Origin of the sequence: Nocardia aurantiaca, from assembly GCF_009708175.1 — a bacterium.
Lineage (GTDB): Bacteria > Actinomycetota > Actinomycetes > Mycobacteriales > Mycobacteriaceae > Nocardia > Nocardia aurantiaca.
Genome location: NZ_WMBB01000011.1, coordinates 69172 through 94517 on the forward strand (window position 1 = coordinate 69172; position 25346 = coordinate 94517).

At 67.7% G+C, this 25346-nt stretch carries 20 protein-coding genes; 3 read left to right on the forward strand and 17 right to left on the reverse strand.

All coding sequences use genetic code 11. From position 1 onward, the window contains the following. Window positions 1-51 precede the first annotated feature (51 nt). From GLP40_RS23260 to GLP40_RS23290, 7 genes are all read right to left on the reverse strand, one after another. Window positions 52-1674: a dipeptide ABC transporter ATP-binding protein gene (locus tag GLP40_RS23260; RefSeq protein WP_154790124.1), complete on the reverse strand. Its 1623-nt coding sequence runs from the start codon at window positions 1672-1674 to the stop codon at window positions 52-54. Then, entirely contained in the window at window positions 1671-2534 is an 864-nt protein-coding gene (locus tag GLP40_RS23265) for an ABC transporter permease (RefSeq protein ID WP_154790125.1), read from the reverse strand. Before GLP40_RS23265 ends, GLP40_RS23260 begins: the two co-directional genes overlap by 4 nt. Continuing rightward, a complete protein-coding gene (locus tag GLP40_RS23270) occupies window positions 2531-3484 on the reverse strand; it encodes an ABC transporter permease (protein ID WP_154790126.1) in 954 nt (317 codons plus the stop codon). Before GLP40_RS23270 ends, GLP40_RS23265 begins: the two co-directional genes overlap by 4 nt. Before the next feature lie 16 nt (window positions 3485-3500). After that, window positions 3501-5156, reverse strand: coding sequence for an ABC transporter substrate-binding protein (locus GLP40_RS23275; RefSeq protein ID WP_154790127.1), 1656 nt, complete (start codon window positions 5154-5156; stop codon window positions 3501-3503). A gap of 20 nt (window positions 5157-5176) precedes the next feature. Beyond that, a complete protein-coding gene (locus GLP40_RS23280) occupies window positions 5177-6379 on the reverse strand; it encodes an aminotransferase-like domain-containing protein (RefSeq protein ID WP_154790128.1) in 1203 nt (400 codons plus the stop codon). Between the two features lie 180 nt (window positions 6380-6559). Further along, window positions 6560-7858, reverse strand: a complete 1299-nt coding sequence (locus GLP40_RS23285) for an NtaA/DmoA family FMN-dependent monooxygenase (protein ID WP_328290555.1) — start codon at window positions 7856-7858, stop codon at window positions 6560-6562. A 589-nt stretch (window positions 7859-8447) separates the two neighbouring features. Continuing rightward, the gene (locus GLP40_RS23290) at window positions 8448-9641 is read right to left on the reverse strand and encodes an acyl-CoA dehydrogenase family protein (protein ID WP_154790129.1); all 1194 of its coding nucleotides are present in this window, start codon (window positions 9639-9641) and stop codon (window positions 8448-8450) included. Between the two features lie 419 nt (window positions 9642-10060). Here GLP40_RS23290 and GLP40_RS23295 point away from each other — a divergent pair, with 419 nt between their 5' ends. The 3 genes from GLP40_RS23295 to GLP40_RS23305 are packed head-to-tail and all read left to right on the forward strand — an operon-like array spanning window position 10061 to window position 13447. Continuing rightward, window positions 10061-11152, forward strand: a complete 1092-nt coding sequence (locus GLP40_RS23295) for an acyl-CoA dehydrogenase family protein (RefSeq protein ID WP_154790130.1) — start codon at window positions 10061-10063, stop codon at window positions 11150-11152. A 28-nt stretch (window positions 11153-11180) separates the two neighbouring features. Next, a complete protein-coding gene (locus GLP40_RS23300) occupies window positions 11181-12245 on the forward strand; it encodes an LLM class flavin-dependent oxidoreductase (RefSeq protein ID WP_154790131.1) in 1065 nt (354 codons plus the stop codon). After that, window positions 12242-13447 (forward strand): MFS transporter, encoded by a 1206-nt coding sequence (locus GLP40_RS23305; RefSeq protein WP_154790132.1) that lies wholly within the window; start codon window positions 12242-12244, stop codon window positions 13445-13447. Before GLP40_RS23300 ends, GLP40_RS23305 begins: the two co-directional genes overlap by 4 nt. A gap of 58 nt (window positions 13448-13505) precedes the next feature. Here GLP40_RS23305 and GLP40_RS23310 read toward each other — a convergent pair whose 3' ends face one another. From GLP40_RS23310 to GLP40_RS23355, 10 genes are read right to left on the reverse strand one after another with little or no spacing between them, the layout of a single operon-like run. After that, window positions 13506-14843, reverse strand: a complete 1338-nt coding sequence (locus GLP40_RS23310) for an NtaA/DmoA family FMN-dependent monooxygenase (RefSeq protein WP_154790133.1) — start codon at window positions 14841-14843, stop codon at window positions 13506-13508. 30 nt (window positions 14844-14873) lie between these two features. After that, window positions 14874-15944 carry an LLM class flavin-dependent oxidoreductase gene (locus tag GLP40_RS23315; RefSeq protein ID WP_154790134.1) on the reverse strand — a complete coding sequence of 357 codons (1071 nt, stop codon included), beginning with the start codon at window positions 15942-15944 and terminating at the stop codon, window positions 14874-14876. A 27-nt stretch (window positions 15945-15971) separates the two neighbouring features. After that, the gene (locus tag GLP40_RS23320) at window positions 15972-17003 is read right to left on the reverse strand and encodes an aldo/keto reductase (RefSeq protein WP_154790135.1); all 1032 of its coding nucleotides are present in this window, start codon (window positions 17001-17003) and stop codon (window positions 15972-15974) included. 58 nt (window positions 17004-17061) lie between these two features. Continuing rightward, entirely contained in the window at window positions 17062-18303 is a 1242-nt protein-coding gene (locus tag GLP40_RS23325; protein ID WP_154790136.1) for an acyl-CoA dehydrogenase family protein, read from the reverse strand. After that, complete coding sequence (locus GLP40_RS23330; RefSeq protein WP_154790137.1) at window positions 18300-19271, reverse strand: LLM class flavin-dependent oxidoreductase; 972 nt, start codon at window positions 19269-19271, stop codon at window positions 18300-18302. Before GLP40_RS23330 ends, GLP40_RS23325 begins: the two co-directional genes overlap by 4 nt. Window positions 19272-19301: 30 nt before the next feature. Further along, window positions 19302-20546, reverse strand: coding sequence for an LLM class flavin-dependent oxidoreductase (locus tag GLP40_RS23335; protein WP_328290556.1), 1245 nt, complete (start codon window positions 20544-20546; stop codon window positions 19302-19304). Next, the gene (locus GLP40_RS23340; RefSeq protein WP_154790138.1) at window positions 20543-21817 is read right to left on the reverse strand and encodes an acyl-CoA dehydrogenase family protein; all 1275 of its coding nucleotides are present in this window, start codon (window positions 21815-21817) and stop codon (window positions 20543-20545) included. Before GLP40_RS23340 ends, GLP40_RS23335 begins: the two co-directional genes overlap by 4 nt. Then, entirely contained in the window at window positions 21814-23469 is a 1656-nt protein-coding gene (locus GLP40_RS23345) for a dipeptide ABC transporter ATP-binding protein (protein ID WP_154790139.1), read from the reverse strand. The genes GLP40_RS23340 and GLP40_RS23345 overlap by 4 nt, the downstream gene beginning before the upstream one ends. Continuing rightward, entirely contained in the window at window positions 23466-24323 is an 858-nt protein-coding gene (locus GLP40_RS23350; protein WP_328290557.1) for an ABC transporter permease, read from the reverse strand. Before GLP40_RS23350 ends, GLP40_RS23345 begins: the two co-directional genes overlap by 4 nt. Then, window positions 24320-25342, reverse strand: a complete 1023-nt coding sequence (locus tag GLP40_RS23355; protein WP_154790140.1) for an ABC transporter permease — start codon at window positions 25340-25342, stop codon at window positions 24320-24322. The genes GLP40_RS23350 and GLP40_RS23355 overlap by 4 nt, the downstream gene beginning before the upstream one ends. Window positions 25343-25346 lie beyond the last annotated feature (4 nt).

Below are 25346 nucleotides of genomic sequence, written 5' to 3' on the forward strand. Positions count from 1 at the left end.
CGCCACCGCCGCCCGGCCATACGGCCCGGGCGGCGGTCGTCGCTCACACGCTCACATCACGCGAACCAGATCCTCGTCGGGCACCGGCGTCCCCGGCACCGCCGACAACAGCCGACGCGTGTAGTCGTGCTCCGGATTCTTGAGAATCTGTGTCGCAGGACCGGATTCCACCACCTGCCCGGCCCGCATGACGGTGACGTCGTCGGCGATCAACCGCACCACCCCCAGATCATGGGTGATGAACAGGTAGGTCAAGCCGTTGCGGTACTGCAGGTCGACCAGCAGCTGCAGAATCTGTGCCTGCACCGACACATCCAGCGCCGACACCGCCTCGTCGAGAACCAGCACTCGTGGCCGCGCGGCCAGAGCCCTGGCGATGGCCACCCGCTGACGCTGGCCACCGGAAAGCTCGGCGGGCTTACGACGGCGAAGATCGTCCGGCAATGCCACCGCCTCCAGTAATTCGGTGACCCGCTCGCGCCGCCCGGCCCGGTCACCGACCAGCCCGAAGTTCACCAACGGCTCGGCGATGATCCGCTCGACCTCGAACCGCGGATCCAGCGAGGAGTACGGGTTCTGGTAGACGAACTGGATCTGCCTGCGCAGGTCGCGTGAGCGCCGCGCGCTGGTCACGGCATCGCCGCCGAGCACGACCGAACCGCCGTCGGGTGCGGTGAGCCCCGCCGCGATCCGGGCCACCGTCGACTTGCCGGCCCCGGACTCCCCGACCAGCGCATGCGTGGAACCGGTGGTGATGTCCAGCGACACCGAGTCCGCGGCACGAACTCCCGAAGAAAAACGCTTGCTTATCGCCCTCAGACTCAGCAGTACCTCCTCGGCGGGGGCGGGCACCGGCCGCGGCCCGCGGACCGAGGGTTCGAGCCGCCCGCGATGCGCGGAGGGCGCGGCAGCCAGCAACGAGCGCGTGTACTCCTCACGAGCGTTCTCGAAAATGGTTCGGGTACTGCCGGTTTCGATGATGCGGCCGTCGCGCATGACGATCATCCGATCCGAGCGCTCGCCGGCGACATCGAGATCGTGGGTGACGAGCAGGATTCCCAGCCCCAGCTCCTCGCGCAGCGAGGCCAGGTGATCGAGGATGTGCTTCTGCACGGTCACATCCAGCGCGGAGGTCGGCTCGTCGGCCACCAGCAGAGCAGGATCATTGGCCAGCGCGATCGCGATGAGTACCCGCTGTTTCATGCCCCCGGACAGCTCATGCGGATACTGCTCGAACACCCGGGCCGGCAGTCCCGCCAGTTCCAGTTTCGCCAGCGCCAGTGCGCGAGCGGGACCGGACTCGACGCGCCGGTGCAGTCGCAACGCGTCGAGCACCTGGGCGCCCACCCGCTTGACCGGGTTGAGAGACGTACCCGGATCCTGCGGAACGAATCCCACGAAGGGACCGCGTAGCCGCGACAGTCGGCGATCACTCCAGGTCGAGATATCGCGTCCATCCAATTCCAGCGCTACCGCCTGCACCCTTGCCGAACTCGGCAGCAGCCGCAGCGCCGCATGCACGGTGGTGCTCTTGCCCGAGCCGGACTCCCCCACCACCGAGACGAATTCACCGGCGCCCACCTCGAGGGAGACCTGCTCGATCGACGGTTCGTCGTGCCCGCGGTAGTACACGCTCAGTTCGCTGATCCGCAGCAGCGGGTGCTGTGCGTTCATCGCGATTCTCCAATCGCTCGGCCGATTCGGTTGGCGGACAACACGACAACGGCGATCAGGGCTCCGGGGAACAGGGCGATCCACGGATAAGTGGCCAGGAAGTCGCGGCCCTCGGCCACCGCGAGCCCCCATTCCGGTTGTGGTGGCGGCGCTCCGTAGCCCAGGAAGCCCAGCGCGGCCACCGCCAGCACCGCCGACCCGCATTCGAGCGCCGCGAGGGAGAGGACCGTGGTGACGGAATTGGGCAGCACGTGCTGGATCACCACACGCCAGAATCCGGCACCGGAGCCGTAGGCGGCCTCGACGTAGTCGGTTCCGGCGACCTCGAGCACCTTCGAACGCATCACGCGCGCGAAGGCCGCGATCGCGGAAGCACCCACTGCCACAGCGATATTGACGGTACCGTAGCCCAGTGCGGTGACCACCGTCATGGCCAGCAGCAGCCCCGGGACGGCCAGCAACACATCCACACAGCGCATGATCGCCGCGTCCACCCGCCCGCCGATGAATCCGCTGAGCAACCCGATCAGCGAACCGATGACGAAGGCGATCGCCACCGCGAGCAATGTCGCGCTCACCGTCGTGGAGGTGCCGTAGATGGTGCGGGCCAGCAGATCCCGGCCCAGGCGGTCGGTGCCGAAGAGGTGAGCTGGGCTCGGCGGTGAGAAGCTGGCGTCGATGTCGCCCTCGGTCGGGCTGTATCCGGTGAACCACGACGGTGCCACCGCCCACCCCGCCACGAGCAGCAGCACCAACCCTGAGACGCTCGAGCCAGGTCGAGCCAGTGCCCGGCGTACCAGTCGTGCGGGTCCGGCGATCATCTGTCGCGGTCCGGCGGAGGCGATCTCGAGTACCATCATGCGACTACCTCCTTGCGCAGCCTGGCCCGCAGGCGCGGGTCCAGCACCGGATAGATCAGATCGACCACGAAGTTCACCGTCACGAAAACCAGCGCCGCGAACACCACCGCCGCCTGCACCACGGCGACATCCTGGGTACGCACCGCGGTTTCGGTGATGCGGCCCAATCCTGAGCGGGAGAAGACGGTTTCGACGATCACCGCCCCCGCGAGCAGGTTGCCGAACGTGACCCCGGCGATGGTGAGTGCGGGCAGCGCCGCATTGCGTAGCACCTCCCGCAGCAGCACCCACCACCGCGTCGCGCCCTTGGCGCGTGAGACCGTCACGTACCCGGCCCGCATGCCGCTGTCCAGGTTGCTCACCAGAAGTTGCGCGATCGGCGCCGACACCGGGATCGACAGTGTCAGCGCCGGCAGCACCAGCGCGGCGACTCCGTCGTTGCCGATGGGCGTAAACCAGCCGAGCTGGAACGAGAAGACCTGCAGCAGTGCCAATCCGACCAGGAACACCGGAACCGAGACGCCCGCGGACGGCAACGAGGCCAGTAGATTCGACAGCCACCGCCGCTGGCTGTAGGCCGCCGCCAGAGATACCGTGACCGCGATCAGGATCGCGAAGACCAGCGCGACCGACGCCAGCACGGCGGTCTGGGGCAGTACCGACGCCAGCATCGACCAGGCGTCCTGCCCGGTGCGGGTGGAGCGTCCGAAGTCACCGTGCGCGGCGGCGGCCAGCCGGTGCAGGTACTGGCCGAGCAGATTATGGTCGAGCCCGTAATACACGCGGGCGTTGTGCTTGTCCGCCTCGGTGATCAGATCACCCTGTGTCGGGTCGAACAGCAGATCCACTGCGTCGTAGGGCAGGACGTAGAGCAGCGCGAAGGTCAGCGTGTAGGCGCCCCAGACCACGAACACCGCCTGCGCGAACTTCGCGGCCGCATAGCGCAGCATGTGATTGCCTCCTCCGCTACTTCGGCGAGAGCCAGGTGTCGTAGAAGACGTTGCGTGACTGCGCTTCGTATCCGACGTTGTGCACGCGCGGTGCGGCCGCGGTCACCTGCGCGGGGTTGTACACCGGCACCGTGAGCACCTGCTCGTTGAGCAGGAAGCGTTGCGCCTGCTCGGCTGCCTTGGCACGCCGGCCGCTATCCAGGGTCTTGCTCAGCGCGCTGAGCTTGTCGATCGCCTCCTGATAGGCGGGATTGTCCGGCGTCAGCGCCGAGATATTGCCGTACTGCGGCGAATACATCTGCTCGAGCACCGCCACATCGGCTCGGCTCTGATTGGCGACCTGAACGTTCCAGCGTCCCTTCTGCGTACTCGCGGCCGTGTAGTCCGGGATGGGCAGCACGTTGAGCTGCAGGTCGACACCGATCTTGCGCAGGTCCTGCTGGATCAGCTGATAGGCGGGTTTGTTGTTGACCAGGTTGTCGATACCCAGCAGTGCGAGTTCGAGCCGGCGGCCGTCCTTGTCGACGCGGATGCCGTCGGAGCCCTTCTTCCAGCCCGCCGCGTCGAGAATCTGCTCGGCCTTGGCCTGGTCCGGCTTCAAATCCTGGCTGAAATCGCTGTAGCCGGGCACACGCGAGGACAGCACCGAGGTCGACACCTTGTAGCTCGAGGTGAGCACCGTCTTGGCCAGCGCGTCGCGATTCCAGCCCAGCTTCACGGCTTCACGCACGGCCCGGTCATTGGTGGGAAACTTGTCCGTCTTGAAGTCGAAGGAGATATCGCGTCCCGGAATCAGCTGGGGCACAATGCGATAGCCCTCGGCTCGCAGTGGTGCCTCATCGGTGTTGTTGACATCGAGGATGGCGTCGACGGTCCCGGCGCGCAGTGCGCCGGTGCGCACGCCCGCCTCGGGGATGACATCGATCTCGACCTGGTCGAGGTAGGCCTCGCCGTTGTGCTTGCGGCTTGCGGGCGCCCAGGCGTAACCGGGACGCCTCTTCAGGACGGTCTTCTGCTGATAGACGTGTTCGGCGATGGTGAACGGGCCGGTCGCGACGATGTTGCGCGCCACGGCTCGCTGTTCCTTGGACAGCTGCAGAGTGGAGTGCCCGAGAATTCCGGAGAAGTAGAGTGACAGTGCCTGCAGGAAACCGGCATTGGGCCGGTCGAAGCTCACCCGCACCGTCGAGGCATCCAGCACCTCGGTGCCGGTGTAGCCCACCCAGTAGGCGGTCACCGGCACGATGCCCAGTCCTTTGTCACCGCGCCCGAGCAGATCGAAGTTCTCCTTGACCGAGTCGGCGGTGAATTTCGATCCGTCACTGAAGGTCACATCGTCACGCAGGTGGAAGGTGAACTGGGTCAGTTGATCGTTGATCTCCCAGGACTTCGCCAGCCACGGTTCGATGGCTCCGGTGTCGGGGTTCTGGTAGGTCAGCTTGTCGGTGACGTTGCTCGAGATGAGTGATTCGGGATAGGAGCTGCCCGAGTGCGGATCCAGGTTGGCGGGAGCGTCCAGCACACCGAATTTCAGGGTGCCTCCGGATACGGGAGGTCCGGCGTCGTCGCCGGCCTGGACGCGGCTGCCCGAGGCGGCGCATCCGGCCAGGACCGTGGCGAACACAGCAATGGCCGTGAGCACCGCTGTGCGCCGGAATCTGTTGCGCTGCATGGTATTCGAAACTCCTGATGTCAGTGCCGTGCGAAGGCTTCGGCGATGCGGTCGACCGCGGTGCGTAGGTCGTCGGGGGTGTTGTTGCTGAAGCCCAGCCGCAGATGATCGGTGAAGGCCACCGCACCGGCCGGGTCGAAATAGCGGCCCAGAGAGAAGTCGGTACCCAGGGCGCGGGCTCGCGTCTGCACCGCCGTCAGATCCAGCGTGGGGTCGGCGGCCTTGACCCACAGGAAGATTCCGCCCTCGGGGTCGGTGAACTCGACGGCGTCGGCCAAGACGGCGCGCAGGCCGCCGGTCAGTGCCGCGGCCCGGGTGCGGTAGATCTCGCGCGCGGTGACGAGGATGTCGTCGAGCACGCCGGGTGTGTGCAGCAGCCGCGCGACAGCGGTCTGGCCGAGCAGCGAGGTGTGCTGATCGACATTGCCGCGCAGGCGCGCCAGTACCGGCACCAGCCAGGCCGGTGCGGCGATCCAGCCCAGCCGCAGGCCCGGTCCCAGCGTTTTGGAGAAGGTGTTGACGCGTACGACGTGGTCGCTGTCGAGGCTGAGGTCCTCGACGCTCTCACCGGCGAACCGCAGATCCCGATAGGGGTTGTCGGAGACCACCACGAATCCATACCGCTCTGCCAGCGCGACCACACGGACGCGGTCCGCCGCGGGCAGGGTTGTTCCGGTGGGGTTCTGGAAATCGGGGATGAGGTAGAGCAGCTTGATCCGCAGCCCAGCGCGCAGTCGCCGCTCGAGATCATCGAGACCCAGGTGACCGCCGGTGGTGGGCACCGCAACCACCTGTGCGCCATGATGTCCCAGCACTCGCACCGCCAGTGGGAAGCTGGGCTGCTCCACGGCCACACTGTCACCGGGATTCAACAGTGCGGAGAACAGCAGGCTCAATCCGTGCAAGGCCCCGTTGGTCACCAGGACACGGGCAGGGTCGACATTCTCACGCGCACCGATCCAGGTGCGCAGTGGCTCGATGCCATTCGCCACCGAATAATGCAGTGCCGCAGCCGATTCAGCGCGATCTTCGAGCACTTCGCGGTAGGCGCGGGCCAACTGCGCGGTGGGCAGGGCCTCGTCGGCCGGCACCCCGCCCAGGAGGCGGATCGCATCCGGCGCGATATCGGTGGCCGGGGGACCGAAACCACCGAGCGATGGCTCGCGCGCACCGAGCGCGGACAGCAATGTGCCGGTGTCGAACCGATCGAGTGTGTCGGTCATCGAGGAACTCCTTCGAAACAAATGGGGGCGCGATAGATGGGTGCCAGAGGGCGGCCGCGGCGGCCGGTTACGGTGTTGCCGGTCGTGGATGGGTGCTGTAGCGGAGCGCGCCAGGCCGCCGGAGGCGCGCCCGCGGTGAGCAGATCGAGGTTGAGGATCAGCCGGCAACGCCCATACCGATCACACCGCCTCGGCCACGGCCGCAGTCGAGACGCGTGCTCGCGCGCTGTCCGCGGGCAGGCCGAGGTTGCCACGCAGCGTGTCGGACTCGTACTCGGTACGAAACAGCCCGCGCCGCTGTAGCAGCGGCACGACCTGCTCGGTGAAGGCCTCGACTCCGCCACTGCCCTGCCCCGGCATGACGACGAATCCGTCCGCTCCGCCTTCGAGGAACCAGTGCGCGAGCTGATCGGCCACCTGTTCCGGCGAGCCGACCACACGCCCATGGCCGGCCGAACGCTGTTGGAGCTTGATCAGCTCACGCACTGTCCAGCCCTGCCGCACCGCCAGCTCCCGGAACACACCGTACCGGCTCTGCCGGCCCTGCACCGACGACACCGGGGGCAGCGAGGACTCCGGAATGACCTCGTCGAGCGCGAAACCCGACAGATCGATTCCGGCCAGCTGCTTCTCGAGCGCCGCACGGGCGGAGCCGATGTCGGCGGCCTCGAACAGTTCATCGTCCAAGCGCCGGGCCTCGCGCTCGGTGCCGCCGATGGTCGTGCTCACTCCGGGCAGCACCAGAATCGTCTGCGGGTCCCGGCCCGCTGCCGAGGTCGCCGCCTTCACCTGCCGGTAGAAGCGTTGTGCACCAACGAGTGTCTGCTGAGCGGTGTAGACGCCCTCGGCGAAGCGGGCGGCGAACGCGATGCCGTCATGGGAGGATCCAGCCTGGAACAGCACCGGCCGCCCCTGCGGCGAGCGTGGCAGCGGCAGTGGGCCTTCGACGGAATAGAATTCACCGCGATGGTCGATCGGGCCCAGCTGCCGACCGTTGTCCCATGAGTCCCACAATCGGGTGACCACCGAGACGTGCTCGAGGCCTTGCCGGTAACGGTTTTCGTGAGTGGGAAGCGGCTGATCGCCGAAATTGCGTTCGCCCACAGTCGAGGTGACCGCGTTCCAACCCACCCGGCCACCGGAGAGATGGTCCAGCGACTGCAGCTGACGGGCGAGGTTGAACGGCGCTGTGAAAGTCGTCGACACTGTCGGAACCAGTCCGAGGTTCTCGGTGACGGCGGCCAGCGCCGAGAACAAGGTGATCGGTTCGGGCCGGGAGCCGAGCTCGGTATCGGAACCCAGCCCGTCGGCGGCGAAGAGCAGATCCAGCTTCGCCGCCTGAGCCCGGGCCGCCAGATGTACATAGTGATCGAGCACCGCGCCCGGGTAGCGCACATCGCCCGGGGTCAACCCACCGGGCACCGAATTACCGGGCGAGTTGGTGAGAAGTCCGAGCCGCAGCCGGCGAGTCGTGGACACGAGATGCCTCCAATCGTTCCGAGAAGAATCGACGCGGTCGCGCGTCGGCGCGATCCGATCCCGCCTGCGCCGAAAAATGGCGCGGAGCCTGAAAATACGAATACTCGGCCGCGGGATCGATGTGCAGTGTGCCCTCGCCGAAGCGGGCGAACAATCCAGCCGTCCTTCGAGATTCGTTCAGAATTTGTGGACGGTTCCACAGCACGGCAGCATTCGAGTTGCACCTGCCCGGAAACAGAGCGGCGTCGATCCCGAGAACGGCCGATGTCGCGATATCGACCGCGGTCCCTCGGACCCCGCAATACACCCCACCACCGATGTGTCCGCCACTCCGACCGTGCCGAAGCGCCCCAGTTCCGCTGCGGGACAGAAAATCCGGCCTCGAACGATCCATGAGCAGGTTCCGCGCGCCCGGGATGTGCCCGGCGACGGGTTCCGCGGCGCCGCTGAAGCGCTCGGCGGCACGCGCGGATCGACCGCATGATCGCCGCCGTCGATCAGCTCGCTCGAGCACGGCGCCGAACCCGCGCGTGTGCCCTCCCGCCGGCTGCCTCTCGAACGACGTCGACGCGATTCCCCTGTCCGGGAATCACTGCCGATCAGCCGGCGGGGCAGCGCGGGCGATCGCCGCGCGCCCCAGATTACTGAGCACGAGATCGCTCTGCGGGGAATGGATTCGCCCGACCATGGCGTCGCGGTGATGGCGTTCGAGCGCATGGCGCCGGTCCAGACCCGGGTTGCCGGTGAGATCGAGCGCGGATTCCGTGACGCGCACAGCGGTAGTGGTGGCCACATGCTTCGCCACGCTCGGCAGTGCGCTCCCCGGGTCGACCGCAAGGGCCGCCACTGCCTGCCGCACCAGCGCCCGGCTGGTCTGGATCGCGGCCTCGATCTCCCCGACGCGATCGTGGAAGCGTGGCACGGTGGCCAGTGACGCGCCCAGCGCCGTCGGCACCCTGGTGTGCAGGTAGGTGGTGAGCCAGTCACGCGCGGCGAGGGCGACACCGTTGTAATTGGCGGCCAGCAGTAGCGGCAGCGCCTGCCGCCCCTGGCGGACCGGGCCCGGACCGCTGCTCGGATCCCGGACCTGCAGGAGTCGTGCGTGCGGTACGACGGTGCCGTCGAAAACGACCGATTGGGTGTCGGAGGCACGCAGTCCCAGGTGGTTCCAGGTCGGTTCCACCCGCCATCCGGAGGCGGAGCGATCGAGCAGGAAAGTCGCCAGCCGTGGTTCCGGGTCGGCGGTGCGGGTGGTGACGGTGAACCAGGTGAGCCCGGAAATGCCGGTGGCATAGGCTTTCTCGCCGTCGATGCGCCAGTCCCCCGAGGGCAGCCGGGTGGCCGTCGTGGCCGGCAGGCCGCCCCGGGCCAGGCTGCCCAGTTCACGCTCCACGGCCAGTCCGTTGATCAGCGCGCCGTCGGTGGCGGCCGATCGCAACACCGCCTCACGCAATTCGGGAGGCCAGGGGCAGTCCGGGTGCAGCAGGTCGAGGTGGTTGGTGTAGTTCCACTGCAGAATCAGTCCCACGGAGGCATCGGCCGCACCGACTCGCTCGATGACCTCTACAGCGGTAGCGAGATCCGCTCCCCCGCCGCCGAATTCGCGAGGCACGACCAGCGCCGGCGCCCCGATCTCGCGCAGCGCGGAGAAGGAGTCGTACGGAAACGTCGACGCCCGGTCGTACCCGGCCGCCTGTGCGGCGATGCGGTCGAGCACGGATTCGAACGCCGACTCATCCCATCCGGCGGGCAGACCGGCTTGCACGGCTACCGCCACAGTCATTGTCAGCCTTTCTGATAGTTCGCATCACCGCGAAGAAGAATTGCCGCGATGGCCGACTGGAACGCCCCTCGAACGATCGCGGAACTCCCCGAGAAGAGTGCACCACCATCGAACGCGGAACAACCAAGTTGCCCTTCGAGGATCGTTCAGTTTTCGTGAAACATTCGGATACCCGGCTCGGCCGCCATTCACTACCCCGACCGGTTCTCGATGAATTCCGTTCGGAAAGCGCTGGAATCGCAGAGAGTTTATTCCCCTCGCCCGCCAACTCGCGCAGTTCAGGAAACGTTGCCGGACCCCGGCGAGACAACTGTCGCCAGTGTCGCTCCGAAATGCAGGCCGATAATCCCGTTGGCGAATCGACCGGCTGAGTGCCGAATCGGCCGATTTCTTCTGCGCGGCACTACGAAAGGGGATCTATGGCGACGGACAGGGCCACGGTCACCGCGGCGGATGCTCACTCCTTCGTCGGTCGCGTGCGTGACTACGCCGAGTCGGTGCTGCGTCCACAGGCGCTGCGCACCGATCGCGACGGCGTGCCGCGCTCCCGGATCGGCGAACTGGCCGAGCTGGGATTGCTGAATCATCTCGCCCCCATCGAGTTCGGGGGCCTGGCGATCGACCGCGAGACCGATCGGCTGGTGCACGAGATCGTTTCGGGCGCCTGCTTCAACACCTGGCTGGTCTGGGCACAGCACGCACCGCTGGCCGGGCGCATCACCGAGGCGCGAGCCGCCGGTCTGGCGTCCTCCGAACTCGCGGAACGAGTGCTGCGCGGCGAACTACTGCTCGGGGCCGGTGTCAGCGATGTGCGGCGCTACCCGGATCGATACATCGCCGCACGCCGCGCCCCCGGCGGGTGGATCTTCACCGGCACCATCTCGTGGGTCAGCGGGTGGGGCCTCAATGCCGCGCTCGCTGTCGCAGCGGTGGATCCGAGTACCGAAACCGTGGTGACCGCGCTGATTCCGGTCGATGAGCGCACCCACAGCGACGGGCCGCTCGCGCTGGCCGCGGTCGCCGGCAGCCGAACCGAGCGGGTGCGTCTGGACGAGGTTTTCGTCCCGGATCAGCAGGTGCTGTCGGCGCATTCGCTCGCCCATGCCCGGTTGCTCGACATCGGCTTGGCCAGCGACGCGAGGGGCCACCACTTCGGGCTGGCGGAGACGGTGTTGCGTGAACTCGAGGCCACCGCGGACCTCCAGGCCCGTCATGTGGCCGCCGTCTGGCGTCCACGAGTCGCCGCGATCCGTTCCCGCGCGTATGCGCTCGCCGACGAGGCGAGAGCCCATGGCGGCGGACCACATCGCCTCGACGAACGCCTGGCCACCAAGGCAGCCAGCGGCGAAGCGCTCTCGACTCTCACCCGCGCCCTGCTCATCGCCCGGTCCGGGCGCGGGCTCGGCAACGACGATACCGCCCAATTACACGCCCGCTCAGCGCTTTTCGTGCTGGTTCAGGGGCAGACGACCGATGTGCGCCGGGCTCAGCTCGCCGAGCTGGCCCGCTGATCACCTCACGAACAGGATTTGTCTTTCCATGAGTCTCGAATTCCTCTGGTACATCCCCAACCAGGTGACCCCGGGTCACCGTGGCGAACCTGTCAGCGCCGACCACAACAGCTTGGAAACCCTGACGACCCAGGCCAAGGCGCTCGAGGAGCACGGCTGGACCGGCGCTCTGCTGGGCACCGGATGGGGCCGCCCGGACACCTTCACCGTGGCCGCCGCGCTGGCCGCACGCACCTCCACGTTCGAACCGCTCATCGCTGTCCGGCCCGGATACTGGAAGCCGGCGAATTTCGCCTCCGCCGCAGCGACTCTGGATCACCTCACCGGTGGCCGAGTGCGGGTCAACATCGTCTCGGGCAAGGACGATCTCGCCGCTTACGGCGACACCGAGGGCGACCAGGCCGACCGCTACGCCCGTACCCGGGAGTTCCTCCAACTGGTGCGCAAACTGTGGACCCAGCAACAGGTCACCTACCGTGGCGAGCATTTCCAGGTGAGCGAGTCCACCGTCGAGCCTCGCGTCGTCTCCCGTCCCAATCGCGCGCATCCCACCCTCTACTTCGGTGGCGCGTCCGAGGCCGCCGAACGAGTGTCGGCCACGGAGGCCGATGTCCAGTTGTTCTGGGGCGAACCGCTCGACGATGTGCGCGAACGCATCCAGCGGCTGCGCGCGCTCAGCGATGAGCTGGGCCGCGAGCACGCCCCGCTCGAATTCGGTTTGCGCATCACCACTTTCGTTCGTGACACCACCGAGCAGGCATGGGCCGAGGCCGAGGCGAAGGTCGCCGAGATGGCGCGCCTGCATCCCGGCACGTTCGCGGACCCGCACCGGCGCACCGCCGTCGGTCAGCAGCGACTGCTCGATCTGGCCGCACGAGGGGAGGTGCTCGACGACAATCTCTACACCACCCCGGGTCGCTTCGGCGGAGGCGGCGCGGCCACGACCTGGCTGGTCGGCTCCCCGGAGGACGTCGCCACATCGCTGCGCAAGTATCGTGATCTGGGCATCACCCATTTCGTGCTCTCCGACACCCCCTATCTTCGCGAGATCCGGCGCCAGGGCGATCGGCTGCTACCGCTACTGGCCGAATGAGTTCGGGCACGACAACACCCGAACGCCTCACCACCCCCGCAGAACGCACCGCATGGCGCCGGCTGGTCGTGGTGTTCGCCCTCACCCAGACCGTCGGCTACGGCGCCATGATCCAGGCGTTCACCGCGCTCTTATCACCGATGGCCGAATCGCTGGTCGCCTCGCGCACCGAGATCGCCGCGGCCGCAACCATATCCACCCTCGTGGGCGCGCTCGCCGCCGTGCCGGTCGGACAGCTGCTCGACCGGTACGGCGGGCGTGCGCTCATGACGACAGGATCGGCGATCGGCGCGCTGGCGGTAGTTTTGTGGTCGCAGGCCCACACCCTGGCACAGCTGTATCTCGCCTTCGTGCTGATCGGCCTGGCACTGGCCATGTCAACCTACGAAGCGGCGTTCGCGGTCCTGGTGGCAACCAGCGACGCCCACCGACGCGACGGCGCGATCGTGACGGTGACGATGATCTGCGGGCTGGCCACCAGCTTCTACTACCTACTCGCCGGACGCCTGGAGATGCGGCTGGGCTGGCGCACCACGCTGGTGGTCTTGGCGGCCGTACTCGTCTGTACCGCTGTGCCCCTGCATCTCTGGGCGGTCCCCGGACGTTCGGCACACATGCAGCGCATCACTCGGCACACCGGTGTGCCGGTCGGCGGCGCATTGCGCGATCGCCGATTCTGGCTGCTGGTCGTCGCTTTCGTGGCCCAGAGCGGATCCACCTCGGCCTTTCTGCTGCTGATGGTGTCCTACTTCCGCGACATCGGGCATTCGGCGGCGACCGCGTCCGCCCTGCCCATCACGGTCGGGGCGGCCCAGATCGGCTCCCGGCTGGCGCTGGCGCCGCTGGCCCGGCGCTTCGGGATGGTCACGGTGACAGCGGTGTCGTTCGCGGTGCAGGGGCTCGGATTGGCACTGCTGCCGCTGGCCGGCACCGCCCTGCCGTTCACCATGGCCTGCGTCGTGGCCTTCGGACTCGGTTACGGCACCAGTGTGGTCGCGCGCCCGTCCATCGTCGCCGACGCCTTCGGCGTAGCCCGTTTCGCGAGCATCATCGCGGTGATGACGGTGCCGATCGCACTGTCTCGGGCGAGCGCGCCGTTGGCGGCGGCCTGGTTGGGCGACTGGCGGTTTCTCGTGGTCATGGGAGCGGCCGCACTCGTCGCGGCGCTGGCGCTGCTGATGTCCGTCTCGACGAACGGGTGAGCCGGGATCGACACTGCTCGCCGACCCGGCCCCACCGCCATCGTGCACATTCTCCGATTCAGGCGGACACGTCCGCGCCCACGCGCTGACGATGGGGGTGCGGCAGCCCGAATCGCTCACGCAGAGTGGACGCGCTGTACTCGCGCTGGAACAATCCCCGCTCCTGCAGGATCGGAACGACGAGCGTGGCGAAATTCTCCAGATCGACCGAGGTTTCGGCCGGCATCACGGTGAAACCATCGGCCGCACCGGCTTCATACCAGGCCTCGAGATCATCGGCGACCTGCTCGGCCGAACCGACCAGCAACCGATGCCCGGAACCACCCGCGCCGCGCTGGATCAGATCCCGCGCGGTGCGCGGGCCTTCGGCGATGAGCGCCCGGGTGGAGACACCGAATCCCGTCGAGAATGCCTCGGGCGGAACATCTTCGGGAAGGTCACCGGCGGAGATCGGATCGTCGGGCCCGAAACTGCCCGGTGGCAGACCGAGATTGGCGAGCAGCGCGGCGGTGAGCCGCTCGATCGGCAACTGCGCGTACAGTTCGCGCTCGCGACGGCGCGCTTGTTCCTCGGTCGCGGCCACGAGCACCACCACGCCGAGGGAGATCTTCACATCGTCGGGGTTGCGGCCCGCCGCGGACGCGCGCCGACGGATGTCGGAGCGGAACTCGACCGCTTTGGCTCGGGTCTGGGCCACGGTGAATACCACATCGGCGAAATCACCCGCCAACCTCAAACCACCGTCGGACCCGCCGGCCTGCACGATCACCGGCCGCCCCTGCGGCCCCGGCGCCACGGGCAACGGACCTGCGACAGCGAAGAATTCCCCTTCATGGTCGATGCGGTGGATCTTGGCGAGGTCGGCATAGCGGCCGGAGTGCTTGTCGGCGATCAGCCAATCCGCCTCCCAGCTGTCCCACAATCGCGTGACGACATCGAGGAACTCCCAGGCACGTCGATACCGCGTCGTCTTGTCGGGATGGGCGGCGGCACTGAAATTGGCTGCGGCTGCCGGGGTTCCGGTGGTGACGACATTGACCGCGGCACGCCCCTTGGTGACATGATCGAGGGCCTGGAAGCGGCGCGCCAGATTGTAGGGCGAGTTGTAGGTGGTCGAGGCGGTGATCACGACACCGAGCCGTTCGGTGACCGCCGCCAGGTTACCGAGCAGGATCAGCGGATCGATCCCGGTACCGGGCGCCTCCTCGATCTCACCATGCAACGCCGGACCATCACCGAGGAACACCGCGTCGATCTTGGCCGCCTCGGCGATGCGGGCCAGTCGCTGAAAATAGTCGATGTCGAGGTAGGCGAGGGGGTCGGCCTGCGGGGAGCGCCAAGAGTGCCGGAAGTGGCCCGGCGTCATCAGCGACAGGTTCAAGTGGAATCCGGGCATGGTGTGTGCCTCTCGTCGGTACGAAAGATTTCAGGCTCGATCCGATACCGGCGACCAACCCAGCAAGGGCGCCAGTTCGGTGGCGGTCGAGGTCAGCAGCCGCACGTGCTCGTCGGGGTCGGGCACGCCGGGGACGAAGCTGACCAGCAGGTCGGTGACGTGCGCCAGCGACGGATCGTCACGCAGCGCGGCGGCGAGCCCCGGCGCGGGGCCGATAAGGGCGTGGTCGGCGTCGAGATACTCTGCGACATCGAGGCTTTCGATTCCGCGTCCGGGCGGCGCCCAGCTCTGCCAGCGGCGTACGCCCGGGGCGACCAGCTCGATGGCCGCGCTCCGGTCGGGATGCGGGTACACGGCTCGCGAAACCTGGACCCGCGGTGCGGCATCGACGCGATCCCAGGCGCCACGATAGGAGTCGATCCACTCGGCCTGGCGGCGTTGCGCCGCGGCGATTGACCCGTCACGCCAGCGGGTCGCGCGCGAGAGCTGCAGCCCGTCACCGGCTTTCGCCGCCGCGGCGGCCGCCGAAGCCGCTCGGTCCGGATCGCTGGTCGTCGCCTGCCAGAGCCTTCCCCGCACCCGCGCACCATCAGGGTGCAACGCCTCCCCCAGGCTGTTGAGCGAACGCCCCTCGAGCACCTGATGCAGTCTTTCGACAGCGGATTCGTACTCCTCATGCCTGCGTGCGATGTCCTTGCCGAACGCCTCCCACGCACCCGGGAACGGACCGGATCCGACGCCCAATTCCAGTCGCCCGCCACTGAGCGCGTCGAGGGTGGCCGCATCCTCGGCCACTCGCAGCGGATCCTCGAGCGGCAGCACCAGCACACCGGTGCCCAGCCGGATACGGCACGTGTGTTCGGCGATGGCGGCCAGCAGCACCAGTGGCGCGGAGACGTGTTCGCGGCCTTGGCGGAAATGGCGCTGGATCACCCAGCCCGAGTCGTAGCCCAGGTCTTCGGCCGCTTGGAATACCTCGATCGCCTCACGGTAGGCGTGTGTGGGCGAAATATCGCGGTCGAGGTGCAGCAGAAAACCCAGGCGGAAGGGTCTGCCATCCTCGACTCCGGCTCCGATGCCCGTCCGTTCCGCCTGTGTCATCGTGGTCTCCTGATCGGGGTTGCGGGCCTATAGGTTCAGGCCGGTGCCGTGGACGCCGTGCTCGTCGATGAGCGCCAGCTCCTCGGTGGTGAGGTCGGGGAAGGTCACGGCGGCCAGATTGTGGTCGAGCTGCGCGGTGGAACTCGCACCGATCAGCGCGGAGGTGACCTCCGGCCGGCGCAGCACCCACTGCAGGGCCAGCTGAGCCAGCGACTGGCCACGCGCCTCGGCGAGCTTGTTCAGCGCGGCCGTGCGCTGGCGATAGGTGTCGTCGATGACCTCGGGTGAGAGGAACGTGCTGTTGACCGCCCGGGCGCCGACCGGAATCGTCTCCAGGTACTTGTCGGTCAGCAGCCCCTGTGCCAGTGGCGAATACGCGATCACGCCGAAGCCCTCGGCGCTGGCGGCTTCGAGCAGGCCGTTCTGCTCGGGACGGCGATCGTAGATCGAATATCGGCTCTGGTGAATGAGCAGCGGCACCCCTGCCGCGCGCAGCAGCTCCACCGCCTCCTGGGTTCGGTCGGGCAGATAGTTGGAGATACCGATGTAGAGGGCCTTGCCCTGTTCCACCGCGCTGACCAACGCGCCCACCGTCTCCTCGAGTGGTGTGCCCGGATCGGGGACGTGGTGGTAGAAGATATCGACATAGTCGGTGCCCAGATCACGCAGGCTGTGCTCGAGCGAGGTCAGCAGCGATTTGCGCGATCCGCCGCGGAGATACGGGCTGGGCCCGATGGCGTTGCCCGCCTTGGTCGACAGAATCAGCTCGTCACGATACGGCGCGAGGTCCTTGGCCAGGACCCTGCCGAAGTTCTGCTGCGCGGCGCGATGCGGCGGGCCGTAACGGTCGGCATTGTCGAAGTGCGTGATGCCCAGATCGAACGCGTGCAGGATGATCTCGCGCTGGGTGTGCAGGGGATAGTCGGTGCCGAACTTCTGCCACAGGCCGAAGGAGAATGCGGGCAGGTCCAGTCCGGATCGGCCGGTGCGGCGGTAGGGAATCCGCTCGTAGCGGTCCGGCGCGGCCGCATAGGTCAGTTCGAAGGGACCGTAGTTCATCGATGTCATCGCTTTCGTCAGGGTTCGGATCGAAGAAGGAAACGAAACTGGTTGTGGTTCAGAACAATCCGGTGGTCGGGGGTTCCTGCCCGGTCAGGTGATAGGCGCCCGCGACGGATTGCTTCCATTGCCGCGGATTGTGATTGGCGGCGGTACGGGCATTGCGCCAGTGCCGGTCGAATCCGAGCTCGCGATCGGTGATGGAGCCGCCGCCCACGTCGAAGAGAAGTTCCGCCGCGGTCAGGGCGGATTCGATAGCGATCACACCGGCTTGGGCCACATGCACCGCCGCCGCGGCGGCAGCGGAACGCAGGTCCGCACCGGATCGCTCGCGCAGATCGTCGAGCTGTTCGGCCGCCAGCACGACGACCGCCCGCGCGGCCTGCGCCCGGGCCGCGATCGCCCCGACCGTCTGACGCACATAGGGATCCTCGACACTGGCGGTCGCCGAGCTGTGCTTGATCGGACGAGCCTTCTCACGCACGAAACGCACGGCGTCATCGAGAGCGCGCGCCGCGATGCCGGCTTGCACCGCGGCAAGATAGAGCTGGGCGAACGAACCCGTCCACGGGTTGCGGGGTTCGCTCTCACCCAGGGTGGTCACCTCATCGGCATGCACACGCACCGCGGTGAATCGGGTGGTGCCGCTGGCGGTCAGTCGCTGTCCTACGGCGTCGAAGTCGTCGAGCCGTTCGACGCCGGCACGGTCGACGGGCACGGTGAAGCGCAGGATGTCCCCGTCCTCGGTCAGTGCCTGGGTGGAGAACCAGGATGCGTACAGCCCGCCCGTCGAGTAGTACTTCTCGCCGTCGACGATCCAGTCCGGCCCGTCACGGCGGGCGGCCGTGGTGGTCTGCCCGCTCGCGGCGCCGGTGCGTTCGTTGGCGGTGCCGGCGAACAGGTCGCGGGCGCGCAGCCGGGTCAGCACGGTCTCGCGATGCGGCAGATCGGGACGGCCGGCGACTTGATGGGCGATCAGGAAGGTGCCGCGCAGCGCCTGTGCCACATTGGAATCCGCGCGAGCCACCTCGATCACCACCTCGGTGACATCACGGATCGTGCCGCCCGCCCCGCCCTCGGCGGCGTCGATGCCGACCAGTGCGATCCCGGTCTCGGCGAGCGCCCGGACGTCGTCGAAGGCGTAATCGCGTTCACGTTCACGGTCTTTCGCGCTCGCACCGAGACGATCGAGCACCGGGATGATGGCGGCGCGCACACCGGCGACGGTGAGCACGGACGCGGCCAGATCCGAGGTGTCGTGGGACGCGATCGCCGCACGCGCGTCGGATGCGGCCGTCATGACGCGACTCCGGCGAGAACGGGCAACCCCAATGTGGCGCGCAACGTCGATCCTCGGGAGCCTGCCAGCAGCGGGACGAGGTCGCGCACGGTGGCCAGCACCGCCTCGGCGCCACCGGTCGGCGCGAGCACCAGCCCGTCCACGCCCGCGTCGGTGACCCAGCTCGACAGCTCCGCGGCGACGGCCGCCACGTGCGTGTCTTCGCCGATGCTCACCGGCGTGCTCGCCAGCAACGCGATCTCCGTGCGCGCACGGCCCGCCCGCGTCAGCGCCGCGGCCAGATCCACGGACGCGGCCGCGACCTGATCTCGTTGCACGATAACCGCATCGGCGACACCGGCGATATCGTCCCACGACAACACGTCGAGATCGGTGGCGGCGACGACCGGGCGGCCCTGCACCGACGAAGGGCCGTCGAGGGGACCCGCGACCCGGTAGAACTGACCGTCATGGTCGATGGCGGTGATCAACGTTTCGTCGACGACCACCCCGCGGTGCTGATCGGCGATGAGCGCATCGCGTGGGAACGATTCCCAGAGCCGGGTGAGGATTTCGCCGTACTCGCTCCAGCGGCGTGCGCGGTCGTCACCGCGAGACTCGGGTGCGGTCGCGCGGCTGACCTCGTCGTCGCCTCCGGCCCGCAGGACGACCCCCGCGCGGCCACCGGTCGCCCGGTCGAACGAGAGCAGACGACGAGCAGCGTTGTAGGGCGCGTTGCCGGACGTGGGCAGATCCACCAGATAGCCCAGCTCGCTCGCCCGCCCGGCGAGGTAGGCGCCGACCACACTCGGGTCGAGCGCACGACTCGCGCCGGCGATGTCGCGCAACCGCAACGCCGCGACCCCGGCTTCGGCCGCGGCGGTGGCGATTTCGGCGGATGCGGCCAGCGATACCGGCGCGGGTCCCGCGGGAGCGGTCCGCTCGCCGGGCCCGCCGACGGCGAGGTCGAGAAGAATCGGAATGGCCATGATGTCACCTGTTCTGTTTCGTGCCGGTGCTCAGCGAGCGGCGTGCAGCGGTCCGCGATCCCAGACACCGACCGGTGCGGGCGGGACACCCAGACCGAGGTGGCCGCGCAAGGTCGTGCTGTCGTAGTCGGTGCGAAACAGCCCGCGCCGACGCAATTCGGGGATGAGATGGTCGGCGAAATCGTCGAAGCCGGAAGGCAGGACATCGGGCATCACGTTGAAGCCGTCGGCCGCGCCGGAGCGGAACCACAGCTCGATGTCGTCGGCGACCTGTTCCGGAGTGCCGACCACGATGCGGTGTCCGGCACCGCCGGACAGCTTCTCGAGCAGCTGACCCAGTGTCGGGTTCTCGCGGTCGATGATGTCCTTGACGACTCGGTAGAAGGTCTGTGAACCACCGGCGGTGTCCGGATCGGACAGTAGCGCAGCGGGAATGGGCTCATCATCCGCGAGCCCTTCCAGCGACACGCCCAGCTGCCCGGCCAGCCGCTCGCGCGCATAGGCGTCGGGCAGCAGCTCGTCGAGCAGTTCGCGTCGCTCTCGCGCCTCGGCCTCGGTGCTGCCGAGCACCGTCGACAATCCCGGCAGCACGACGATCTCCTCCGGGTCGCGGCCGAATTCCGCCGCACCGGCGCGCAGTTCGTCACGGAAGGCTCTGGCTTTGGCGATGTCCTGCTCGGCGGAGAAGATCACCTCACCTACCCGTGAGGCCAGTCGCTTGCCGTCGGTGGAACCGCCGGCCTGCACCACGACAGGACGCCCCTGAGGCGACCTGTGGTCGGTGCGCTCGGCCCACGACGCCACGACCTGCTCGACGAACTCGGCGGCGCGTCGATACCGCAGTCCGTGCTCGGGTTCCCCATCCCGCCCGAAGTTGCGCGCCGCGACCGGACCGGCGGTGGTGACGACGTTCCAGCCGAAGCGGCCCCCGCTGACGTGGTCGAGATCGCCCAGCCGCCTGGCCAATTCGACGGGGTCATTGTAGGACGAGGACAGCGTCGCGATCAGTCCGATCCGCTCGGTCTGGGCGGCGACGCGGGCCAGGACGGTGGTCGGCTCGAGATTGTTGCCGGTGCGGTGTTTGATGCTCGGGTCGAGCATCGGACCGTCGGCGAGGAACACCGCGTCCAGGGTGGCCTCTTCGGCCTTCTTCGCGATGGCCGTATAGTGCTCGATGGTGTAACTGGCCGCGCCATCGGTTCCCGGGAAACGCCAGGAGCCGCCGAAGACGCCGGCATTGAGGATATTGACGTTGATGTGCAGTCGATCTCTCACTGCGTGACCCTTTCGCCGGTGTCGGATTCGGAGCTGAGGTCGGTGACCGAAGGCCGGTCGCGGTAGTAGCCGGGCAGCGGTGCGATCCCGTTGACCAGGAAGTCCCCGATCACCCGCGGCTTGTACACCACGGGGTTGTGCGAGGCGAGGGTGCGAGCGTTGCGCCAGTGCCGATCCAGGTGCGCGCTGTTGCGCACCACGGAGGAACCGCCGGCATCGAACGCGGAGGTCGCCGCGTCGAGCACTGCCTCGATAATGGCGACCTGGGCAGCGGAAGTGTCGAGATAGGCACGGGTGTAATCGGATTCGGCGCCGCTGCGGTGTGCGGCCTCCAACCGTTCGGCAGCGTGCAGCAGCAATGTCTCGGCGGTGAGGCGTCGAGATTCCAGGCGGCCGATCACACCCAGCACCTCGGGATCGGCGCGGGCCTGCTGAGTGGTCGCGTGCAGGCTGGTCCGGGTCCGATCACGCACGATGGCGGTGGTCTCGGCGACGATGCTGCGGGCGATTCCGGTCAGATTGGCCAGATGCACGATCTGAACGAACGAGTCCAGACCGCGCAACGATTCCTTGAATCTGCCGATGTCTCCATGCGACTCGACCGGTACGTCGTCGAATCTAGTTGTGCCGCTGCCGGTTTGACGTTGCCCGATGCCGTCCCAGTCATCGACATGGGTGACACCGGGGTGCCGGGCCGGGATGACGACGAAGCCGCGGTCTCCGGCAGCGTCAACGACGGCGGCACGAATGTAGTCGGCGAAGCGGGCCCCGGTGGAATAGAACTTGGTACCCGAGACGAACCTTCGGCCGTTTTCGTCGGTGCGAACCCGCGTCGCGATCGCTCCCCATCCACGGTTCGCCGCACCCTCGGCCACCGCCGCCGCGACCAGCGTCGACGGCTCGGATTGCGCGTTGCCGAAGACGGCACCGCGGCTCACGGCGCGCAGCCAGTGCGATCGCACCTCGGCATCGAACTCCAAGCGCAGGATCTCGACGGTGGTGAAATGGCCTCGCCAGATCTGCGGGATGTTCGAATCCGCCTCTCCGGCCTCGGCGAGCAATGCGAACAGGGTCGGCAGATCGACGTCGAAACCGTCGAACTCGGTCGGCACCCGCAGTCGCCCGAATCCAGCGTCGGCCAGATCCTGGATCAGGGCGTCAGGGTGCTCGGAATTCACATCGCGGTCACCGGCGCCCGCGGCGAACTCCGAGAGGATCGCGCGAATCCTGATCAGCGCTTCCTCGAGGGTGGCCGGTTGCGTGGTCGTCATGACAATCCTCCAGGAAGGGTGCGGCCGGCGATGGCATCGAGCAGGCTGATCGTGTAGTCGTCGACGGGGCGAGTGAAAACGTCGTCCACCGGGCCCTGTTCGACGATGCGGCCGCGTCGCATGACCGCGACGCGGTCCGAGATCGCCCGCACCACCGCCAAGTCGTGGGAGATGAACAGGTAGGTGAGCCCGCGCTCTTCTTGCAGGCCGCGCAGCAGGTCCAGGATCTGCGCCGCGACCGAGACGTCCAGCGCCGAAATGGGTTCGTCGAGGATGAGGACCTTCGGCTCCAGGATCAGCGCGCGGGCGATGGCCACCCGCTGGCGCTGCCCGCCGGACAGCTCACCGGGATGCCGGTCGATGAAATCGGCCGGCAGCGCGGCCGCTTCGAGGGCCGCGACGACTCGCTCCGCGTTGGGTCTGCGGACGCGGCGCAGCCCGCGCCGTGGTTGGAACGACCGCAGCGGTTCATCGACGACGTCGTAGACATCGAAGCGGGGATCGAAGGAGGAGTACGGGTTCTGATAGACGATCTGCACCTCACGGCGCAATGGCCGAAAACCCTTGCGCCCCAGTCCGGTGACATCGGCGCCGAGGAGCGTCACCTGCCCGGAGGTCGCCTCGGTGAGACCGGCGATCACCCGCGCGGTGGTGGTCTTGCCGCTGCCGGATTCACCGACCAGCGAGAAGGTTTCGCCGCCGCGAACCCGCAACGAGATGCCGTCCACGGCCGCCGCGCCGCCGTATTCCTTGCGCAGCTCGGTGATCTCGATGACCGTCTCGCCTGCCTCCGCGACGGCCGCTCGGGTGCGGGCGCGAATCGATCGCGTCGGCACGGCATCGAGCAGCCGGCGCGTGTACTCGTGCTGTGGTTGCGCGACAATCTGTTTCGTCGAACCGAACTCCACCAGCTGCCCGTCGCGCATGACAGCGAGCAGATCGGAACGATCGGCAGCTACCCCGAGGTCGTGGGTCACCAGCACCACGCTGGTGCCGCTGCGGCCGCGGAGGTCGTCGATCAGATCGAGAACCTGCTTCTGCACCGTCGCGTCCAGTGCCGAGGTCGGCTCATCGGCGATGATGAGATCCGGTTGGGCCGCCACCGCCGCCGCGATCAGCACCCGTTGGCGCATGCCGCCGGACAGCTCATGCGGATACTGGCGGTAGCGATGGTCCACGTCGGTGAAACCGACCAGCTCGAACAGCTCGTGCACCCGGCGACGCCGGGCGTCGGCATCGAGGTCGGTGTGCAGCAGCAGCACATCCTCGACCTGAGGACCGACGCGGCGCACCGGATCCAGTGACAGCCCCGGATCCTGCGGGATCAGACTCACGGCCCGGCCGCGGATATCGCGCCAGCCTTTGGGCGACAGACCGGTGATCACCCGATCACGGAACATGATCCGGCCACCGATCACCGCACCGTTGTCCGGAAGCAGCCCGAGAATGGCGTGCGCGGTGGTGGTCTTACCCGAGCCCGACTCCCCCACCAGAGCCAGCACCTGCCCGGGCGGCAGCTCGAACGAAACCCCCTGCACGACAGGCCGGTAACCACGGCCGACCCGGTATCCGACGGTCAGGTTCTCCACTGCCAGCACCGGTGCGCCGACGGTGTCCGCTTCCAGGGCCGCGGGCGCATGGGCGACGGTCATGACGACGTCCTCCTGGTGAGATGACGGGAGAGGTGATTCATCGCCAGCACCACTACGACCACGGTCAGGCCCGGCCACAACGTGAGCCAGCCGCGGGTGGCGATGTAGTTGCGGCCGTCGGCCACCAGACGGCCCCACTCCGGTTCCGGTGGCTGCGCACCGAGACCGAGGAAGCTCAGCGAAGCGATCCAGATGATGGCGATGCCGAACTGCACGGTGATCAGCGAGACCGTCGGACCGACGGAGTTGGGAATCACGTGGCGCCACAGGATCGCACCGGTCGACGCACCGCTGGTGACAGCCGCGTCGACGTAGTTGCTGGTCCGGGCTTCGAGCACCTGAGCGCGGATCAGGCGTGCGAACGTGGCCGCCGAGGTCAGGCCCACCGCGATCCCGGCTTGCACGACACCGAAACCGAGCAGCACGACGATGGTGATGGCCAGCAGAAACCCCGGAATCGACAGCAAGACGTCGATGACCCGCATGACGAGGCTGTCCGGGAAGCCGCCGAACCAGCCGGCCAGTACACCCAGCACCGAACCGACCACCACACCCACGGCCACCGCGATGGCCGAACCGCTCAGCGAAGCCCGCGCACCGAAGACGACGCGAGAGTAGAGGTCGCGGCCGAGCTGATCGGTGCCGAACCAGTGTCTGCTCGACGGCGGACGCAGTTTCGCCGCCGTATCCACCGCGAGCGGATCGAAATCGGTGAACAGCTGCGGCACGATCGCCCACAGCAGGACCAGGCCGACCACGGTGACAGCGAGCAGCAGGCTCCAGCGCCGTGCCCATCGGTGCGCTGCGGCAACGATATTCGCGCGCCGGGTCGGAGATTCAACAGAACGTGTCACGGCATCGCCACTTCCACGGGCGGTCGCGGATCGGCGATCGCATTCGACTGTCGCTGCCTCGCAACGCGTTTGGTGGTGCGAGGCGACCTACCGTCCACGAGCACGCGCGGATCGATGAACGGATACGTCACATCGACGGCGAGATTCACCAGCACGTACGCCGATGTCGACAGCAGCACCACGCCCTGCACCACCGGCAGGTCCTGGGTGTTGACCGCGCCGACGGTCAGCTGCCCGATACCCTCGCGCGCGAATACCGACTCGGTCACCACCGACCCTGCGATCAACTCGCCCACGGCCAGGCCGAGCAGAGTCAGCACCGGCAGCGACGAATTGCGAAGTACATCCTTGCGAAAGATGTAGCCGGCTCCGGCACCTTTGGCGCGGAGCACCTGCACGAACGGCTGGCCTCGCGTGGTGCGGATGGAGGCCGCGAACACCTGAGCCAGCGGTGCGGCGACGAACAGTCCCAGCGTCGCCCCTGGCGCGAGCAACGCCGCGACGCTGCCGTCATCCACCGAGGGAATCAGGCGCAGCCGGAAGGAAAGCACTTGCAGAGCAACAATTCCCACCACAAACGTAGGCACCGAGGCGAACAAGGCCGGTGCCGCGCCGAGCAGTTCCCGCAACCACCGCCACGGCACATAGTTCGCCGCCACCGCGACGACGATCGCGAAGACCAGTCCGAACGCCAGCCCGGCCGCAGTGAGCCGCACGGTGCTGGGCAAGGCATGACCGATCAATTCCCCCACGGCCTTCCCGCTGGTGAGCGAGTAACCGAGGCGGCCGGTGAAGACGCCTGCGAGACTGTGCAGATACTGCTGCCAGAGGGGCCGGTCGAGGCCGTAGAACTCGAGCATGACTCGACCGGCCTCGGGGGTGATCTGCGCTTCGGGGTTCTGGATGCGGTTGGTGACCGAATCACCCGGCAAGGCGCTGAGCAGGATGAAAGACAACGTGTAGGCGGCCCAGAACACCGCGACGGCCTGACCCAGACGCTTCAAGATGTAGACGCGCATTCCC

Coding starts and splice junctions, on each gene's coding strand:
- GLP40_RS23260 (WP_154790124.1), bottom strand. CDS start 1,674: ATGAACGCACAGCACCCGCTGCTGCGGATCAGCGAACTGAGCGTGTAC.
- GLP40_RS23265 (WP_154790125.1), bottom strand. CDS start 2,534: ATGATGGTACTCGAGATCGCCTCCGCCGGACCGCGACAGATGATCGCC.
- GLP40_RS23270 (WP_154790126.1), bottom strand. CDS start 3,484: ATGCTGCGCTATGCGGCCGCGAAGTTCGCGCAGGCGGTGTTCGTGGTC.
- GLP40_RS23275 (WP_154790127.1), bottom strand. CDS start 5,156: ATGCAGCGCAACAGATTCCGGCGCACAGCGGTGCTCACGGCCATTGCT.
- GLP40_RS23280 (WP_154790128.1), bottom strand. CDS start 6,379: ATGACCGACACACTCGATCGGTTCGACACCGGCACATTGCTGTCCGCG.
- GLP40_RS23290 (WP_154790129.1), bottom strand. CDS start 9,641: ATGACTGTGGCGGTAGCCGTGCAAGCCGGTCTGCCCGCCGGATGGGAT.
- GLP40_RS23295 (WP_154790130.1), top strand. CDS start 10,061: ATGGCGACGGACAGGGCCACGGTCACCGCGGCGGATGCTCACTCCTTC.
- GLP40_RS23300 (WP_154790131.1), top strand. CDS start 11,181: ATGAGTCTCGAATTCCTCTGGTACATCCCCAACCAGGTGACCCCGGGT.
- GLP40_RS23305 (WP_154790132.1), top strand. CDS start 12,242: ATGAGTTCGGGCACGACAACACCCGAACGCCTCACCACCCCCGCAGAA.
- GLP40_RS23310 (WP_154790133.1), bottom strand. CDS start 14,843: ATGCCCGGATTCCACTTGAACCTGTCGCTGATGACGCCGGGCCACTTC.
- GLP40_RS23315 (WP_154790134.1), bottom strand. CDS start 15,944: ATGACACAGGCGGAACGGACGGGCATCGGAGCCGGAGTCGAGGATGGC.
- GLP40_RS23320 (WP_154790135.1), bottom strand. CDS start 17,003: ATGAACTACGGTCCCTTCGAACTGACCTATGCGGCCGCGCCGGACCGC.
- GLP40_RS23325 (WP_154790136.1), bottom strand. CDS start 18,303: ATGACGGCCGCATCCGACGCGCGTGCGGCGATCGCGTCCCACGACACC.
- GLP40_RS23330 (WP_154790137.1), bottom strand. CDS start 19,271: ATGGCCATTCCGATTCTTCTCGACCTCGCCGTCGGCGGGCCCGGCGAG.
- GLP40_RS23340 (WP_154790138.1), bottom strand. CDS start 21,817: ATGACGACCACGCAACCGGCCACCCTCGAGGAAGCGCTGATCAGGATT.
- GLP40_RS23345 (WP_154790139.1), bottom strand. CDS start 23,469: ATGACCGTCGCCCATGCGCCCGCGGCCCTGGAAGCGGACACCGTCGGC.
- GLP40_RS23355 (WP_154790140.1), bottom strand. CDS start 25,342: ATGCGCGTCTACATCTTGAAGCGTCTGGGTCAGGCCGTCGCGGTGTTC.